The sequence below is a fragment of the Promicromonospora alba genome, assembly GCF_042654905.1.
Classification (GTDB): domain Bacteria; phylum Actinomycetota; class Actinomycetes; order Actinomycetales; family Cellulomonadaceae; genus Promicromonospora; species Promicromonospora alba.
This window is the reverse complement of the sequence record NZ_JBHSFI010000017.1, coordinates 1-3,112: the sequence shown is the minus strand read 5'-3', so window position 1 is coordinate 3,112 and position 3,112 is coordinate 1. Positions and strand designations below refer to the sequence as shown.

1 rRNA gene is annotated in these 3,112 nt (G+C 56.6%); it reads left to right on the top strand.

Annotated features, from left to right (window positions below):
• A 23S ribosomal RNA gene (locus ACFO6V_RS28785) occupies positions 1–3,097 on the top strand; the annotation flags it as partial.
• Positions 3,098–3,112: the final 15 nt, after the last annotated feature.

The window sequence follows — 3,112 nt, the reverse complement described above, 5'->3', positions numbered from 1 at the left end:
GTGGATGCCTTGGCACTAGGAGCCGAAGAAGGACGTTGTAGCCTGCGATAATCCTCGGGGAGTTGGCAGACGAGCTGTGATCCGAGGGTCTCCGAATGGGGGAACCCAGCCGAAGTCATGTTCGGTTACCCGCGCCTGAATGTATAGGGCGTGTGGAGGGAACGTCGGGAAGTGAAACATCTCAGTACCGACAGGAAGAGATATTCCGTGAGTAGTGGCGAGCGAAAGCGGATGAGGCCAAACCGTATGCGTGTCAAGCTGTCAGGCGTTGCGTGTGCGGGGTTGTGGGACCTTCTGGAAGAATCTGACAGTTCTTCAGCCAGTAAGAAAGCCGTGTCATAGTCGAACCGGGTTGAATACCGGACCGTAGTGGGTGGGAGTCCCGTAGACGAAATGGTGCGGCCTGGTTGAGGGGATCCCAAGTAGCACGGGGCCCGTGAAATCTCGTGTGAATCTGGCAAGACCACTTGCTAAGCCTAAATACTACCTAGTGACCGATAGCGGACAAGTACCGTGAGGGAAAGGTGAAAAGTACCCCGGGAGGGGAGTGAAATAGTACCTGAAACCATGTGCCTACAATCCGTCGGAGCCTCCTTGGTAGGGGTGACGGCGTGCCTTTTGAAGAATGAGCCTGCGAGTTAGTGCTCGGTGGCGAGGTTAACCCGTGTGGGGTATCCGTAGCGAAAGCGAGTCCGAATAGGGCGATTGAGTCGCCGGGTCTAGACCCGAAGCGAAGTGATCTAGCCATGGGCAGGTTGAAGCGCCGGTAAGACGGCGTGGAGGACCGAACCCACCAGGGTTGAAAACCTGGGGGATGACCTGTGGTTAGGGGTGAAAGGCCAATCAAACTTCGTGATAGCTGGTTCTCCCCGAAATGCATTTAGGTGCAGCGTCGCGTGTTTCTTACCGGAGGTAGAGCTACTGGATGGCTAATGGGCCTCACCAGGTTACTGACGTCAGCCAAACTCCGAATGCCGGTAAGTCGTAAGCGCGGCAGTGAGACTGCGGGGGATAAGCTCCGTGGTCGAGAGGGAAACAGCCCAGATCATCGGCTAAGGTCCCAAAGCGTGTGCTCAGTGGGAAAGGATGTGGAGTTGCACAGACAACCAGGAGGTTGGCTTAGAAGCAGCCACCCTTGAAAGAGTGCGTAATAGCTCACTGGTCAAGTGATTCCGCGCCGACAATGTAGCGGGGCTCAAGCACACCACCGAAGCCGTGGCACTCACACGTTAGCCCAGCACCAGACTTGTTCTGTGTGTTCAGGTGTGTGGGTGGGTAGGGGAGCGTCGTGTGGGCAGTGAAGTCGCGGAGTGATCCAGCGGTGGAGCCTACACGAGTGAGAATGCAGGCATGAGTAGCGAATGACGGGTGTGAATCCCGTCCGCCGAATGACCAAGGGTTCCAGGGCCAGGTTCATCCGCCCTGGGTAAGTCGGGACCTAAGGCGAGGCCGACAGGCGTAGTCGATGGACAAGGAGTTGATATTCTCCTACCGGCGAAGTACCGCCCATACCGAGCCCGGTGATACTAACCACCCCGGACCTGCACCGACACCTTCGGGTGTCATCGTGGGCGAGGCGTGGGACCTGATCCGGTAGTAGGTAAGCGTGTTAACAGGGGTGACGCAGGAAGGTAGCCAGGCGTGGCGATGGTTGTCCATGTCCAAGGTCGTAGCCCGTCCCATAGGCAAATCCGTGGGGCATATAAGGGTGAGAGCTGATAGAGACCGTGTATGCGGGAATCTGGTGATCCTATGCTGCCTAGAAAAGCCTCGACGCGAGGGACTAGCCGCCCGTACCCTAAACCGACTCAGGTGGTCAGGTAGAGAATACTAAGGCGATCGAGAGAATCGTGGTTAAGGAACTCGGCAAAATGCCCCCGTAACTTCGGGAGAAGGGGGGCCTGAACCGTTAACCCACTTGCTGGGGGACGCGGGGAGGGCCGCAGAGACCAGGGAGAAGCGACTGTTTACTAAAAACACAGGTCCGTGCGAAGTCGCAAGACGATGTATACGGACTGACGCCTGCCCGGTGCTGGAAGGTTAAGAGGACGAGTCAGCCTTCGGGCGAAGCTCAGAATTTAAGCCCCAGTAAACGGCGGTGGTAACTATAACCATCCTAAGGTAGCGAAATTCCTTGTCGGGTAAGTTCCGACCTGCACGAATGGCGTAACGACTTCTCCGCTGTCTCAACCGCGAACTCGGCGAAATTGCACTACGAGTAAAGATGCTCGTTACGCGCAGCAGGACGGAAAGACCCCGGGACCTTTACTATAGCTTGGTATTGGTGTTCGGTGCGGTTTGTGTAGGATAGGTGGGAGACTGTGAAGCCAGGGCGCCAGCTCGGGTGGAGTCATTGTTGAAATACCACTCTGATCGCTTCGGATGTCTAACCTCGGTCCGTAATCCGGATCAGGGACAGTGCCTGGTGGGTAGTTTAACTGGGGCGGTTGCCTCCTAAAATGTAACGGAGGCGCTCAAAGGTTCCCTCAGCCTGGTTGGCAATCAGGTATCGAGTGCAAGTGCACAAGGGAGCTTGACTGTGAGACCGACAGGTCGAGCAGGGACGAAAGTCGGAACTAGTGATCCGGCGGTGGCTTGTGGAAGCGCCGTCGCTCAACGGATAAAAGGTACCCCGGGGATAACAGGCTGATCTTGCCCAAGAGTCCATATCGACGGCATGGTTTGGCACCTCGATGTCGGCTCGTCGCATCCTGGGGCTGGAGTAGGTCCCAAGGGTTGGGCTGTTCGCCCATTAAAGCGGTACGCGAGCTGGGTTTAGAACGTCGTGAGACAGTTCGGTCCCTATCCGCTGCGCGCGCAGGAAACTTGAGAAGGGCTGTCCCTAGTACGAGAGGACCGGGACGGACGAACCTCTGGTGTGCCAGTTGTTCCGCCAGGAGCATGGCTGGTTGGCTACGTTCGGAAGGGATAACCGCTGAAAGCATCTAAGCGGGAAGCCTGCTTCGAGATGAGGTTTCCATACACCCTTGTGGTGTGAGAGGCACCCAGCAGACCACTGGGTTGATAGGCCGGATGTGGAAGACAGGACTAAAGACTGTCGGAGCTGACCGGTACTAACTGCCGATAACTTCACAACACATCAACACTGTTA